A 14551-nucleotide genomic window follows, 5' to 3' on the forward strand; every position below is an offset into this window, starting at 1 on the left:
ACTAAATATTATGAAAAGTAAATTAATAATTTATGTAATGCTTTTGGGTGTTTTAGCTAATGGTTATGCACAAAAAGCCGCAGTAGAAAGAGCAGACAAAAAATATGAGCGTTATGCTTATGTTGATGCCATCAAAACGTATGAGCGTATAGCTGCAAAAGGATATAAATCCGTGGAGATGTTCCAAAAATTGGGAAATGCTTATTATTTCAATGCCGAATTGGATAAAGCAGCCAAGTGGTATGGTGAATTATTTGCGATGACCCAAGATGTAGAACCGGAATACTATTACAGATATTCCCAATCCCTAAAATCAATTGGGGAATATGCTAAGGCCGATGAAATGTTGGTATTGTTCAACCAAAAATCGGGGAATGATTTGCGGGGAAAGCTTTTCAGCCAGAACAGAAATTACTTAGCGGAAATAAAAGCTAATTCTGGTCGATATAATATCGAAGATGCTGGCGTAAATTCAAAATATTCCGATTATGGAAGTTCTTTTTCTGGAAACCAACTTGTTTTTACATCCGCTCGCGACACTGGAAGTTTATTTAAGATAAAAGACAAGTGGACTAATCAGTATTTCACGAATATGTATTCTTCGGAGATAAGTGCTGACACTGTACTTGGGCCAGTTAAAAAATTCGCAAGAAAAATAAACACCAAGTTTCACGAAGCTACCCCTGTTTTTACAAAAGATGGACAAACGGTTTATTTTACCCGAAATAATTTCAACAATGGAAAAAAAGGAAAAGATGCCAACAGAGTAGTGATGTTAAAAATATACAAAGCCACCTTGGTTAATAAAGAATGGGACAACGAAGTGGAGTTGCCTTTCAACAGTAACAATTACAGTGTGGCTCATCCTGCGTTAAGCCCTGATGAAAAGACGCTTTATTTTGCTTCCGATATGCCTGGAACATTGGGGCAATCTGATATCTTTAAGGTGAAAATAAACGAAGATGGTAGCTACGGAGTTCCTGAAAATTTAGGTTTTCCGATTAATACGGAAGGAAAAGAAACCTTTCCTTATGTCAGTAACGAAAATGAACTCTACTTTGCCTCCGACGGACATCCCGGACTTGGTGGTTTGGATATTTTCGCATCACAAATTGCAAAAGACGGTTCGTACAGAAAAGTAAAAAATATCGGCGAGCCTGCCAATTCCCCTAAGGATGATTTTGGGTATCTGATTGATGTCAAAACACGGAAAGGCTTTTTGTCTTCCAACCGTGTGGGCGGACAAGGATACGATGATATTTACAAATTTCTTGAAACCCGAAAATTGAATTGCGAACAGGCTTTATCCGGAATTGTTACGGATCTGGAAACTTCAGAAATATTACCTGACTCAAAGGTTACTTTATTTGATGATAAATTTACTTTAATTAAAGAAGTAAAAGCAGACGATAAAGGACATTACGAGTTTGAAGTGGAGTGTGAAATGACCTATTATGTTCGTGGAGAAAAAGAAGCATATGAAACCAAGGAGCAAAAAATCACAATTTCAAATGTAACCGGAAAAACAGATTTACCAATCCAGTTGGAGAAAAAAGTGAAACCGGTAACTGTGGGTGATGACCTTGCTAAAGCTTTCGGTATCAAAATGATTTACTTTGATTTCGACAAATGGGATATCCGTACGGATGCGGCCTACGAACTCGAAAAAATATTGGATGTAATGAAAGAATATCCAAATATGAAAATTGATGTCCGTTCTCATACTGATAGCCGCGGTTCTTTCGAATACAATGATAAACTATCCGGAAACAGAGCCAACTCCACAATGGAATGGTTAATCAAAAATGGCGTGAAAAAAGATCGTCTGACCGGTAAAGGTTATGGCGAAAGAGAACTGTTCAATAAATGTGCTGATAATGTTGAATGTTCTGAAGAAGACCATCAATTAAACAGACGTAGCCAATTTATTATCACAGCCTTATAAGAAATTATTAAGTCAACAGTTAAATAAAGTATGTACAAAAACCTGTCCATAATCGGACAGGTTTTTTTATATACTGACGGTGTCAATCTCCAAAAAACGATTATCTGTGATTGGTTATTGCGTTGACTTCTAATCTATCTAAACATTAAGTATAAAAAAAACTACCCCGAAGAGTAGTTCTTTTAACAAACAAAACAATATAAACTTCATCTTTATTTCTTCATAAATATATTGGTGTAGTACTTCTTCCCGGTTGTTGGGCTGGTTGTAACTGAAATCCCGAAATGAGTAGAATTCCCCTCTATATTTGCTTTATGTCCAGGGCTGTTTAACCAGGCGCTTAAAGCGGATTGTGGTGTCATAAAATTATAAGCCACATTTTCATTTACAGTAACTGCTCCAAGTACATGGATAATATTGTCGGAACGCTCCTGAAAATAGGCATGGTCAACCACATTGTTTTCAATCATGTATTCATTGTGCTCTTCTGACTTATAAGAGATATGATTTACCATTATAAGTTCATTTAGTCCAATGCTAACTCTATATTCGTTAATTATTCTGGCTAATTCCGTTTCATCAGCATTGTAATTATAATTCATTACTTGTGTTTCTGTTACGGCAGCATCATCAGAAGATGGAGAACAGGAAAAAAGTGTAAATACAAGTACAAGTGGTGCTAAGGCTTTTAAGAATTTTACTCTCATAGTACGATTTTTTTTAACTATTACTTTAAACATACTTGCTTGATTATAAATAAGTTCTGTTTAAATTTGTTACGTCAATATTACCACCTTATCGACGAACAACCAAAAAAAATCGATTAACTACATCTTTTTTTTCTTTTAATCGATAAATTTCTTACAATTAATTAATTTATCATAGTTAAAAACTTAAGTGTTAGATAGTTAAAAAAGTTTGGACCAAAAAAAAACGACCCCTAGCGAAGTGGTCGTGTAATTGTAAATTATTGGTTTTTAAATGGTTACGTTTTTATCGTACTATGGTGAGAGACGGTCTATTTTCCATGAAAAATCATCTTGTAACTGGAATCGAATCCTATCATGCAACCTGTTAGGACGTCCTTGCCAAAACTCTACTTCAACAGGTTTTACCAAAAAACCTCCCCAATATTTTGGTCTCGGAATTTCTTTTCCTACAAAATCTATTTCCAACTTTTTTAGGTTTTCTTCCAATATGGCCCGCGAAGGAATCACCTCACTTTGATGAGAAACTATGGCGCCCAATTTACTGCCCTCAGGACGGGATTCAAAATAGCCATCCGAAATGTTTTCCGCAGTTTTTTCAGCAATTCCTTTAATAATTACCTGACGTTCGGCTGCATGCCAAAAAAACGACAGGCAAATATTAGGATTATTACTGATAGCCCTACCCTTTTCTGATTCATAATTGGTATAAAATATAAATCCCTCATAGGTGAATTGTTTTAATAACACCACTCTCGATTTTGGAAAGCCATCTAGACCAATCGTTGCCACAGTCATCGCATTAACTTCACCTTCGCTTTCCATGCTTTCGACTTCGCGAAACCATCTGTTGAAAAGGTTTATGGGATCTTCCGGAATATTGGTTTCGAGAAGTTCGTTTTTTTCATACGATTTCCTGTAGTGGCTCAGATCTTCCATTTCTTCGTTTATTTAAAATTCAAATGTTTTACCGTCATCTGCTAATAACACCTCCGTGAAAATAGTCTCTGCTTCTTCTTTGAAAAGATTAATGCTTTCATATCGGGTAGAGTAATGCCCCAGGATCAATTGTTTGACATTGGCTTTTAAAGCGATTGTCGCGGCTTCCTTCGCAGTAGAATGCATCGTTTTACCTGATAAATGAACTTCAGATTGCAAAAAAGTAGCCTCATGATACAAAACATCAACATCTTTAATTATCGGAACAATACTTTCATCATATAATGTATCGGAGCAAAAGGCATAGCTTTTCGGCGCAATGGGATCGAATGTCAGCTTTTTATTTTCAATGACCCTGCCGTCCTCTAACGTAATATTTTTTCCGTTTTTTATATTTTGAAAATAACACTTGTCAATTTCATAATTCTGAACCGCTTCAAAATTCAGTTTTCTGTCACCAATTTTTTCTTGGAACAAAAAACCATTAGTATAAATCCGGTGTTTCAACGGAATGGTTTTTACCAATACTTTGTCATCCTCATAAATCACCTCGCTTACTGCCGATTCTAATTCATGAAAAAACAGGCCATATTCTGCCCAGGAATTCGCTAACCGTAATTGCAGTGTAATCACCTCTTTGATGCCTTTTGGGCCATAAATATGTAAGTCCTGAGTACGGTTCAGCAACATGAAGGTGGAAACCAAACCCACTAAACCATAAAAATGATCACCGTGTAAATGCGAAATAAAAATATGGTTGATTTTTGAAAAACGTATTTTATTTTTACGCAGCTGCACTTGTGTCCCTTCTCCGCAATCAATCAGAAATAATCTGTTCCTGATATCCAAGACCTGCGAAGTCGGATTGGTAAAGGTTCGGGGCGTTGCTGCATAGCAACCTAATATGGTTAGATTCAACGTATTTACAGTTTTTGTTATTCGTATCTATATTAAAGATTATTTTCTTCTTAAAGAAAATATCATGGCTATGATCAGGCAGGTATTTGAAAAAATTCCTAAATAATTTATTTTGCCAAAATAAAGGGAACTATAAATATTTAAGCATAAAAGAAAAGTGGCACCTACTAATATCACCCATTTTAAAATGTACAGATTTTTTTTGTTTTTATAGAAATCCATTGATACTTAAATTAAAACCCTAAATCACGTTCTATTTCTTCCATCTCAATCATATCGTGTGCTTCCAAAAGTGTTGGAACCACCGACATGGCCGTAGGAACGTCATTAAAATCGATTTTTTCAGCGACCATTATGAAAGATTTTTTTCCTTTTTTATGTTTTTTAGATAAATCCAAAAAAGCCTTGATACTTTTAATATCGACCGTTTTATCATGGGTAATATCCAAAATCAGGTTTACGTCCTTAAAACTGGCATATTGACCAATTATTTTATCCAAAAATAAAACAATGTTCCCCTCGGTATCTTTAATAACTGTTGTATGTCCTTTACTATCTACTTTCATTTATGCTGAATTTATTTCAGTACTATTTATTGAATTTTGGAGGCCAGTAAATAAATCACAGCCATTCTGACTGCTACCCCATTTTCCACCTGATTTAAAATCACGGATTGTTGTGAATCGGCAACATCGGATGTAATTTCGACCCCTCTGTTGATTGGTCCCGGATGCATGATAACGATTTCTTTATCCAAGGAATCCAGTAATGCTTTGTCCACTCCGTACTGTTGCGCATATTCCCGTGTTGATGGAAAAAAATTCACATCCATACGTTCATTCTGCACCCGAAGCATATTCGCTACATCACACCATTCTAAGGCTTTGCGCAAATTGGGCTCAACCGTTACTCCAAGCGATTCAATATATCTTGGAATAAGGGTTTTGGGTCCGCACACCTTGACTTCCGCACCTTGCATCTGTAAGGCATAGATATTTGAAAGTGCTACTCTGGAGTGCAATACATCTCCAACAATCACTACTTTTTTACCGACTACATCTCCTAATTTTTCCCTGATAGAATAACTGTCCAGCAATGCCTGGGTCGGATGCTCATGTGCTCCATCTCCTGCATTTACAATACTGGCTTTCACATTTTTTGATAGGAAATGAGCCGCACCCGGATTGCTGTGGCGCATGACCACCATATCTACTTTCATGGAAAGTATGTTGTTTACGGTATCAATTAACGTTTCCCCCTTCTTAACGGAAGACTGAGCTGCAGAAAAACTGATGACATCTGCCGAAAGTCTTTTTTGTGCTAATTCAAAAGAAAGCTTTGTTCGGGTACTGTTTTCAAAAAATATATTGGCAATGGTAATGTCCCGAAGTGTCGGGACTTTTTTGATCGGGCGGTTGATAACTTCTTTAAAATGATCGGCCGTTTCAAAAATAAGGTCAATATCTTTTTTGGTGATATATTTTATGCCTAATAAATGATTTACGCTTAATTCGCTCATTTCTACTGATTGTTATTGATTAAAAAAACGCCATCTTCCCCATTCTTCTCTGCCCAGCTTACTTTTACTTTCTCATTATTTATGGCATCTACCTGACGGCCTCGATAATCGGGCTGTATCGGTAAATCCCGACTGAAACGTCGGTCTATCAATGTCAGAAGTTCAATTCCCGAAGGTCTTCCAAAGGACTGAATCGCGGTTAATGCGGCCCTGATGCTTCTACCCGTATATAAAACATCATCAATGAAGATGACTTTTTTATTTTCTACCAAAAAATTGATTTGGGTTTTATTTGCCTCCAACGGTTTATCCGTTCGGCGAAAATCGTCTCTAAAGAAAGTGATATCCAGATAACCCAATGCAATATTTGGAACTTGATAATCGTTTTCTAAGATGTTTTTTAAACGTTCTGCGAGAAAAGTTCCCCGAGGCTGAATTCCTATTAAGATCGTGTTTGAAAAATCAAGATGTTTTTCAATTAACTGACAGGCCAAACGATGCAGAATGATATTGACTTCCTTTGATGTAAGCAATATTTTTTGACTCATAATGAGGTTTTGTGTTTGGAATACAAATATAGGAATTATAGTTAGGAATTATAAATTATCAGATGAGAATTTAAGTGATTAAAATTACTAGAAATTTTATAATGAAATTCAAAATTATACAACAGTTTCAAAAAATTCTACAACAACAATTGGTTTTTTTAAGCTAACTTTAATATATAATTAATCACCGAAAAAACTATTCTTATGGAAACTCCAACAAAAAAAACAGTCACACCAGCTACAAAGGCTAAAAGTACAAATACTAAATCTACTAAGGCAACAAAAGCTAAAACTACCAAAGCTAGATCTCCTAAAGTTGTAAAGTCGAAAGCAGATTCTTCAAAAAAACCAGTAAAAACCCTCTCTAATTTATTTGAGGATAGTCTAAAAGATATTTTCTGGGCAGAAAAAGCCTTGACTAAAGCCTTACCTAAAATGGTTAAAAATGCCACCTCTCCTGATTTGAAAAAAGCAATTGAAAACCATTTGGAAGAGACAAATACGCAAATTACCCGCTTAGAAGAAATTTTTAAGTTATTGGGAAAAAAAGCTGTTGGAAAAAAATGTGACGCAATGGAAGGGTTGATAGAAGAAGGTCAAGATATTATGGATGAAACAGCGATTGGATCCGTTAGAGATGCTGGAATCATTGCAGCTTCCCAGAAAATAGAGCATTATGAAATAGCCACTTACGGAACTCTGTATGCCTTTGCAACAGCATTGGATGAGGATGATGTCTCGAGATTATTGCTATTGACTTTAGAAGAAGAGAAAAATGCTGATGGTAAACTTACTGAAATTGCCTTGGCACATATTAATATCGATGCTGCTGATAAAAATAAATAAGGGTGATCAAGCCATTATTTCTATTATACAAAAAACTCCCATAGTCCCGGGAGTTTTTTAATATTCCTATTTTGAAAACATTTTATTGCCAATCGGACTATTGCCGTTCTCATTTCTTAATCTAAATTAAGTACTTATGTAGTCATCATGATTTAACTTTGTATAATACTTTAAAAGTAAAGATCATGGCAACAAAAAATATTGAATTAATAGCAGCGCCTCAAACGCCGCATTTCGTGGGGGATGGTTTTAGAGTACATAATTTTATTCCCAGCGGATATCATTTGGATATGGAACGGATGAGCCCTTTTATTATGCTGGATTACAATTCCAAATATCATTTTCCGCCTCTAAAATCCCAAAAGGCGTCGGGGTTCATCCGCACAGAGGATTTGAAACTGTAACTATTGCCTACAAAGGAAAAGTTGCCCATCATGACAGTGCCGGAGGTGGCGGAATTATTGGTGAAGGCGATGTGCAATGGATGACAGCAGCCTCGGGAGTGTTACACAAAGAATACCACGAAGAAGAATTCAGTAAAACTGGTGGTGAATTTCAAATGGTACAACTGTGGGTGAATTTGCCTGCAAAGGATAAAATGTCGACACCCAAATACCAGGGAATTACGAATGAGCAAATCAGCAAATATGAGCTTCCTGATAATGCGGGAATTATAGAGGTCATTGCCGGAAATTATAAAGGGACCAAAGGAGCCGCTTCTACATTTACTCCGGTAAATCTTCAGAATGCAAAATTGAACAAAGGAGGTAAAGCTTTCTTTACCTTTCCCTCAAATTACAACACCGCACTATTGATTATTGAAGGAAGCATTAAAGTAAATAATAATGAAGTGATTCCGACCGATCATTTTGGTTTATTCGAAAACAAGGGAGAAGATTTCGCTATCGAAGCATTAGAAAACAGCATTGTTTTAATTTTGAGCGGAGAACCGATTAACGAACCTATTTTCGCACACGGCCCATTTGTAATGAATACCCGTGAGGAAATTATTGATGCCATGAATGATGTCAGTGCGGGGAAATTTGGTCATCTCGAAGATTAATCATACAACCCTACAATGAGTAAACGGCGTTCAGGAATTGGTAACATACCTTTTTAAAAAATAAAAAACTCCTGCTGGTGGCAGGAGTTTTACCTTATATTTACTTCCAGTCAATCTATTTCACAACCAATTTGGCAGTAAATAATTTGCGGGAATGGATTTTCAGGACATATGTTCCCGAAGGCAAACCCTGGGTAATCAATGAATACCTGTTATTATTCACATTTTTGGTCGCATACATTAATTTTCCTTCCGTATTAAAAATCTCAATTTCATCTATCGGATAATCGGATTGCACGATGGTTTGATTACTATTATTTGTTGGATTTGGATAGACTTTTAAGCCGTTATCAATTTTAAAATCGTCTTTCTTTAAAGCATTGTCAATCACTTCAAAAGAAACCCTGTTGGATACTTCATTATAAGAATCGTTTGTAAACATCACCAAAAAGTAATTCCCAGTTTGCGCCGTAAGCTCTGCTCCTGTTATGTTCTTGGATCCTGCTGCCAATCCATTAAAATAAGTGTAACTAATCAAAGGGTCGCTATTTGGGTTATCTCCCTGATGATAAATCCCTAACCAGTCCTTTACAATCCCGGGCGCATCTGTCCATGAGGCAGAAATCTGTTCACCAAGATCATAGGTTGGTTTGTTTATCCATAAATCTGTAACAATATCCCCTATTTTAAAAAACACTTTATTGCCAATCGCATTGTAACCATTCTGTAAATAATACTCCACGTAATAATACCCCTTTGGCAAACCATTGAAGGTTTTTGAACCTGAAGCTGTGGTCACATACTGCCAGCTCGCCGCTGTGGTACCGGCTCCGGGATTAATTCCCATTTTATAAATCCCAATCCAGTCGCTGCTAAGTTGTGGACCATTACTAAAAGTAACTAACACCGGAGAACCAACGGCATATTCCGATTGATTGGTGGCTAATACAGGAATTGGACCAATATAGAAATATTTTCTCGGTGCAATTTCCGTGTACCCTCCACTTGAAAATATCGCAGCAAAAGAGCGTCCTTTATTAGGCAATCCATTTGCAAAATTTACAAAGCCACTTGGACTGCCATTAGTATATTGCCATGTTTGGGAAGGTGTTAATCCTCCTGGAGTTTGCCCATCTTTATACAAGCCAATCCAAGTAGAAGTACTGGCTGGTGCATCAGTAAAATTCACTTTTATTGGTGCATTTTGCGCATACGTTGCTGCGTCTGTGATTATTTTGGTAGTGACGCTGTTACTTCCTGCGACTGTAAATGTCTTCACATCACTCCATGGTGACCACTCCAGATTTCTATCTCTATATCGTAGTTTCACATAATACTGACCATTTGGAAGTGAATTCGAAGCCAGAGTCATTTTAGTTATATCCACACCCAAATTAATATTGACCGTAGAATCTTTTTGCGTTCCATATTTCCCGTAAAGATTTTCAAAATCACGATATACCTCTTTTTTTATGATATCGAAGGCTGGCGTTTGCGAAATTAAAAACTGGGTCGTATTCAATAATTCATTTGTCACTGTACTATAGGCAGACCCTGAAAATGTTACCGGTAAAGTTACATTTGAAGAAAACGTATTTGTAATGGATGGTTTTGCAGGTGCAGGTTTGTTCTTATATCTGTGGAACACATCCATTAACTGGTTGTTTTTTCTTTTGTTTATGCTTCCTATGGAATAACTTTCCACATCCATTTTTCCATTTGTCACATCGATGTCAACAATCTGATATATCCAATTGCATATCGTTTTTTGGACGTCATCAAAATCCTGCTCGGTTGATGATCCCCAATACTGATCCCAGGCCGTACCACCGGAGATAATGTTATAATTCGGAGTATTTTTCAATTGTCCTCTATGATACAGATGATGATGAGCACCAATATGCATAGCGTATTTGGACGAAGTCGTTAACATTGGTACCGCAGTGTTTCTAACCCAAGTAGAAATATCTCCTACATACTGTTCGGCCTGATAGGGCCTGTGGCTTAATGAAAAAATCCATTCTACCGTAGCATCAGCATTAGCGGCAGTTATAACCTGCTGTAACCATGTTTGTTGCGGCGTACCGGTATGTTCTGAACTTAAACTGATAAATAAAACATTTCCGGCTTGTTGTGCATAATAATTCTCTGTTCCGGACGAGATTCCTTTATACGATAATTCACTTATAAAAAAATGATCGTAATAAGAGTTCATTCCCAAAGTACCATATGTTTCGTGATTACCGACCGTAGTTTGGATGGGGATATTTCCCGAAAGCGCTTTGTTTTTTTTGAAGTGGACATTTTCATAATGATCCAAGGTACCAACATCCACCTGATCTCCTACCATAAAGGTCATAGAAATATTATCATCCGGAGATAACGTTGACCCCCATTTTTCTTTAATTTTTCTTTTTGCAGAGGCTACTAACGAATCATATCGAGGTTCCGCTTTTAATTGGTTGTCCCCCATAATTAAAAAACGGATATGCCCGTCAGCTGTTGCAGCCTGACCTGGGTTCGGAAGTGTCTTAAAGGATTTGACAATAGAAGTGCTCGTTCCGGTTTTTATCCTATAAAAGTATTTTGTGTTGGGAGTAAGATTAATCAGTTTTACACTGTGATAAAAATAATTTCCCGGATATCCCGAATCCGTAAAGATATTGTTGTTTCCTGTAACCGTTACATTAAGAGTACTCGCAACAGTTCCATATTCGACAATAGATTCCGTGTTACTGCTTGTTTTCCAGCATACATAAATGGACGTTGGAGTTACATTTTGCAAATAAGGATCGAGATTTTGTGCTTGGCTTATCATACTTACGAATGATAGCAGCAATAATAAATAATTTTTTTTCATGTTTTATGTTGTTTGTTTAGACAGTTCAAAAGTAGTCCCCTGATAATCAAACAGGTTTAAATAAAAGTTACCGTTTTTATTCAATGTTTATATTTCTGTAAATTATTTGTAAGTTTATTACTCTATTTTAAAGAGGTTATTAAGCATAATTCTAGACCAATTTCATAACATCAACAGAAATTATTCAAAAATCTTACAGCTTACAACATAAAGAGTTATTCATCGTTTAAACCTTTCTATTCGACGAATAATGATTATTTGATGTTAATTAAACTAAAATGTTTATTTATTTTTAACATAGTTATTAACAAATTAAAAATGTTTAGACATGAAGAATTTTATCAAGACTCATTCCTTTTTCATTATTTTTAGTTTTTTATTTTTACTTATTCTGTTACTACTTTCTTGTCAAAGAGAAGACATTCAGTACGCTACCGGCGCCCGTAATAATCCTAATTATTTGCGGACTGAGTATCAGAACTGCGAAGCGCACTGCATCATTGAAAACGGTTTGTATTTTGAGAAAAGTGCCCAAAAGATCATTACCTGGGGTGGAGCTCACAATAATAAATTCACCAAAACTATAGATATTCGATATTTCAATACTGAAAGGGATTTTGTAATAAGGGTCCGCAGCAGCAATGGATGGAATGACCTGATGATTGACGGTGTTTCCTCATGGACACACGGACCAGTAGCAGCCGGTGTATGGCAAACATACTCCTACCCTCTACATGAAAACTGGCAACAATGCAATCTGGAAAGTTTTCGATTAAAAGTAGGCGGAAATGGACCTGCTGCAGATTTCTTTATCAGTTATAATTTGGTAGGAGTTTGCGATCCCTGCGAAACATTATTCATCGGAGAAGCCTTATCATGCGGTTCCACACGAGAAGCTGTTTACACTTTAACTTCCGCAGAAGATTTATCCTATGTGAATATAGAGGGTAGCTTAATTGATTTTACAGGACCGAATGCCTTAATAACAATTTTAGGAGGTAATCTTGCCTCTACCCAATCAATTTCAGGACCTATTTCCAACCGCATTATTAAAATCAAAGGAAGCCTTCGCGCTTGCGAGACGGCTATTATCCATGTTAGCTGGAATGCAACAAATTATGGTGGACCCATTACTGGTAATTGGTCTGTAAGAGGTACCAATCAAGGTGATATTGCTCCCGTAATTACCGGATTACGATGTCATTAACGCCTTAAATTCAAAATTAATATAAATATTTTTGTAGCTTTTACCTGCTATAAAAAAATTTAAAGGCAATAATTTCTTATCTTTATATTTCAAAAACCACTGGAAACTACAACTTTCAATGGTTATCAACCCTTAAAACCAAAAAGTCATGACACACAAACTATCAAGAATAGCTATACTGGTAATTGTATTGCTATCGTTCACAAGTTGTTCAGTAATTGAAGGTATATTTAAAGCTGGAATGGGTGTTGGAATATTTATCGTAGTGGCAATTGTGGCACTCATCATATTCTTCATTACCCGGATAGGTGGTAAAAAAGAGTAAGAAGATATAAAAAAATCCCGCGGTAAAAGCGGGATTTTTTAGTTATGAGTACATTTTCTTTCTCAATTCCTGAACTTTCTCATCATCCAGATAATCATCGAAGGTCATATAGCGGTCGATTGCTCCTTTTGGTGTCAGTTCGATTACACGGTTACCCACAGTTTGGGCAAACTCATGGTCATGTGTTGTGAAAATAATAGACCCTTTAAAGTTTTTCAATGAATTATTAAATGCCGTAATCGATTCCAAATCCAAGTGATTTGTTGGCTCATCAATCATCAGGACATTAGCGCGCTGCATCATCATTCTTGACAACATACAACGTACTTTTTCTCCTCCAGATAAAACTCTACTCGTTTTTAAAGCCTCTTCACCTGAGAAAATCATTTTCCCCAAGAAACCACGAACATAAACTTCATCACGCTCTTCTTCGGTTTTTACCCATTGACGTAACCAGTCCACAAGCGAATAATCATTTTCAAAAAAAGAATGGTTATCCACTGGTAAATACGCCTGATTAGTAGTAATTCCCCAATCAAAAGTCCCAGACTCCGGTTTTTGAAGTCCATTTAATATATCGTAGAAGGCAGTCGTTGCACGAGAATCTTTGGAAAATAAAACAATTTTATCTCCTTTTGCCATATTCAAATCGACATTAGTAAATAACACATCACCTTCAACTGAAGCACTTAAATTCTGAACATTCAGGATTTGATCTCCCGCTTCACGCTCCTGATCAAAAATAATCGCAGGATAGCGACGGCTTGATGGTTTTATTTCTGAGATATTCAGTTTACTGATCATCTTTTTACGGGAAGTAGCTTGCTTCGATTTGGCCACATTCGCAGAAAAACGTCGAATAAATTCTTCTAATTCCTGCTTCTTTTCTTCGGCTTTCTTATTTTGCTGTGCACGTTGCTTAGCCGCTAATTGGCTGGATTCGTACCAGAAAGTATAGTTTCCTGAGTAATGATTTATTTTGCTGAAATCAATATCGGAGATGTGCGTACAGACAGCGTCTAAAAAGTGTCTGTCGTGAGAAACCACAATTACCGTGTTTTCATAATTGGCAAGGAAATTTTCTAACCAGGCAATGGTTTCAAAATCCAGGTCGTTCGTAGGCTCATCCATAATCAGCAAATCCGGATTTCCAAATAACGCCTGCGCCAAAAGCACACGAACTTTTAATTTACCTTCCAAATCACCCATTAAAGTATAATGATTGTCTTCGGCAATTCCCAAACTTGATAATAATGAAGCCGCTTCCGAATCAGCATTCCAGCCATTCATTTCTTCAAATCGAACTTGTAATTCTCCTATTCTGTCAGCATTTTCATCGGTATAATCCAAATACAAGGCATCCATTTCTTTTTTTACAGCATACAAAACCTTGTTACCCATCAAAACCGTTTCCAAAACCGTATGCTCATCGAACATATTATGATTTTGGTTTAATACTGACATACGTTTTCCTGGTTCCAGGTGAATATGTCCGGCTGTTGGATCCATATCGCCTGCAATTATTTTTAGGAAAGTAGATTTTCCAGCACCGTTGGCTCCGATTACCCCGTAAATGTTGCCGTGCGTAAAGGTGGTATTCACTTCATCGAACAAGATTCTTTTGCCAAACTGAACTGATAAATTATTAACTGTTAACATGAATAGTATTTATAA

12 protein-coding genes and 1 pseudogene are annotated in these 14551 nt (G+C 36.4%); 5 read left to right on the plus strand and 8 right to left on the minus strand.

Features of this window, described 5'->3' with window-relative positions; all coding sequences use genetic code 11:
• The first annotated feature begins 10 nt into the window (after positions 1-10).
• A complete protein-coding gene (locus FNW07_RS07555) occupies positions 11-1945 on the plus strand; it encodes an OmpA family protein (RefSeq protein ID WP_126742884.1) in 1935 nt (644 codons plus the stop codon).
• A 212-nt stretch (positions 1946-2157) separates the two neighbouring features.
• Here the strand turns inward: FNW07_RS07555 and FNW07_RS07560 are convergent, their stop codons facing one another.
• From FNW07_RS07560 to pyrR, 6 genes are all read right to left on the minus strand, one after another.
• Complete coding sequence (locus FNW07_RS07560) at positions 2158-2652, minus strand: CAP domain-containing protein (RefSeq protein WP_126742885.1); 495 nt, start codon at positions 2650-2652, stop codon at positions 2158-2160.
• A gap of 294 nt (positions 2653-2946) precedes the next feature.
• Positions 2947-3591 (minus strand): pyridoxamine 5'-phosphate oxidase, encoded by a 645-nt coding sequence (gene pdxH, locus FNW07_RS07565; RefSeq protein WP_126742886.1) that lies wholly within the window; start codon positions 3589-3591, stop codon positions 2947-2949.
• Between the two features lie 12 nt (positions 3592-3603).
• On the minus strand, positions 3604-4509 hold the full coding sequence (locus FNW07_RS07570) for a ribonuclease Z (RefSeq protein WP_126742887.1): 906 nt from the start codon (positions 4507-4509) through the stop codon (positions 3604-3606).
• Positions 4510-4742: 233 nt separating this feature from the next.
• Complete coding sequence (locus tag FNW07_RS07575) at positions 4743-5075, minus strand: ribonuclease Z (RefSeq protein ID WP_126742888.1); 333 nt, start codon at positions 5073-5075, stop codon at positions 4743-4745.
• 26 nt (positions 5076-5101) lie between these two features.
• Positions 5102-6028, minus strand: coding sequence for an aspartate carbamoyltransferase catalytic subunit (locus tag FNW07_RS07580; RefSeq protein WP_126742889.1), 927 nt, complete (start codon positions 6026-6028; stop codon positions 5102-5104).
• Between the two features lie 2 nt (positions 6029-6030).
• On the minus strand, positions 6031-6576 hold the full coding sequence (gene pyrR / locus FNW07_RS07585; protein WP_126742890.1) for a bifunctional pyr operon transcriptional regulator/uracil phosphoribosyltransferase PyrR: 546 nt from the start codon (positions 6574-6576) through the stop codon (positions 6031-6033).
• A gap of 204 nt (positions 6577-6780) precedes the next feature.
• On the opposite strand from pyrR, the gene FNW07_RS07590 reads away from it, so the two are divergent.
• Both FNW07_RS07590 and FNW07_RS07595 read left to right on the plus strand, forming a co-directional pair.
• On the plus strand, positions 6781-7422 hold the full coding sequence (locus FNW07_RS07590; protein ID WP_126742891.1) for a ferritin-like domain-containing protein: 642 nt from the start codon (positions 6781-6783) through the stop codon (positions 7420-7422).
• A 185-nt stretch (positions 7423-7607) separates the two neighbouring features.
• Positions 7608-8485: pseudogene (locus FNW07_RS07595) on the plus strand (pirin family protein).
• 115 nt (positions 8486-8600) lie between these two features.
• Here FNW07_RS07595 and FNW07_RS07600 read toward each other — a convergent pair.
• Positions 8601-11345: a fibronectin type III domain-containing protein gene (locus tag FNW07_RS07600; RefSeq protein ID WP_126742892.1), complete on the minus strand. Its 2745-nt coding sequence runs from the start codon at positions 11343-11345 to the stop codon at positions 8601-8603.
• Between the two features lie 328 nt (positions 11346-11673).
• On the opposite strand from FNW07_RS07600, the gene FNW07_RS07605 reads away from it, so the two are divergent.
• Positions 11674-12552 carry a hypothetical protein gene (locus tag FNW07_RS07605; protein WP_126742893.1) on the plus strand — a complete coding sequence of 293 codons (879 nt, stop codon included), beginning with the start codon at positions 11674-11676 and terminating at the stop codon, positions 12550-12552.
• Positions 12553-12700: 148 nt separating this feature from the next.
• The gene (locus FNW07_RS13790) at positions 12701-12877 is read left to right on the plus strand and encodes a hypothetical protein (RefSeq protein ID WP_185964631.1); all 177 of its coding nucleotides are present in this window, start codon (positions 12701-12703) and stop codon (positions 12875-12877) included.
• Positions 12878-12919: 42 nt separating this feature from the next.
• Here FNW07_RS13790 and FNW07_RS07610 read toward each other — a convergent pair whose 3' ends face one another.
• Positions 12920-14536: an ABC-F family ATP-binding cassette domain-containing protein gene (locus tag FNW07_RS07610; protein WP_126742894.1), complete on the minus strand. Its 1617-nt coding sequence runs from the start codon at positions 14534-14536 to the stop codon at positions 12920-12922.
• Positions 14537-14551 lie beyond the last annotated feature (15 nt).

It is taken from the genome of Flavobacterium sp. GT3R68, from assembly GCF_007109225.1.
GTDB lineage: Bacteria > Bacteroidota > Bacteroidia > Flavobacteriales > Flavobacteriaceae > Flavobacterium.

What these genes read in the sequence shown, in the direction of transcription:
- FNW07_RS07610 (WP_126742894.1), bottom strand. Translation starts at nt 14,536, where the DNA reads ATGTTAACAGTTAATAATTTATCAGTTCAGTTTGGCAAAAGAATCTTG.
- FNW07_RS07560 (WP_126742885.1), bottom strand. Translation starts at nt 2,652, where the DNA reads ATGAGAGTAAAATTCTTAAAAGCCTTAGCACCACTTGTACTTGTATTT.
- FNW07_RS07580 (WP_126742889.1), bottom strand. Translation starts at nt 6,028, where the DNA reads ATGAGCGAATTAAGCGTAAATCATTTATTAGGCATAAAATATATCACC.
- FNW07_RS07605 (WP_126742893.1), top strand. Translation starts at nt 11,674, where the DNA reads ATGAAGAATTTTATCAAGACTCATTCCTTTTTCATTATTTTTAGTTTT.
- FNW07_RS07575 (WP_126742888.1), bottom strand. Translation starts at nt 5,075, where the DNA reads ATGAAAGTAGATAGTAAAGGACATACAACAGTTATTAAAGATACCGAG.
- FNW07_RS13790 (WP_185964631.1), top strand. Translation starts at nt 12,701, where the DNA reads ATGACACACAAACTATCAAGAATAGCTATACTGGTAATTGTATTGCTA.
- FNW07_RS07555 (WP_126742884.1), top strand. Translation starts at nt 11, where the DNA reads ATGAAAAGTAAATTAATAATTTATGTAATGCTTTTGGGTGTTTTAGCT.
- pyrR (WP_126742890.1), bottom strand. Translation starts at nt 6,576, where the DNA reads ATGAGTCAAAAAATATTGCTTACATCAAAGGAAGTCAATATCATTCTG.
- FNW07_RS07600 (WP_126742892.1), bottom strand. Translation starts at nt 11,345, where the DNA reads ATGAAAAAAAATTATTTATTATTGCTGCTATCATTCGTAAGTATGATA.
- FNW07_RS07590 (WP_126742891.1), top strand. Translation starts at nt 6,781, where the DNA reads ATGGAAACTCCAACAAAAAAAACAGTCACACCAGCTACAAAGGCTAAA.
- pdxH (WP_126742886.1), bottom strand. Translation starts at nt 3,591, where the DNA reads ATGGAAGATCTGAGCCACTACAGGAAATCGTATGAAAAAAACGAACTT.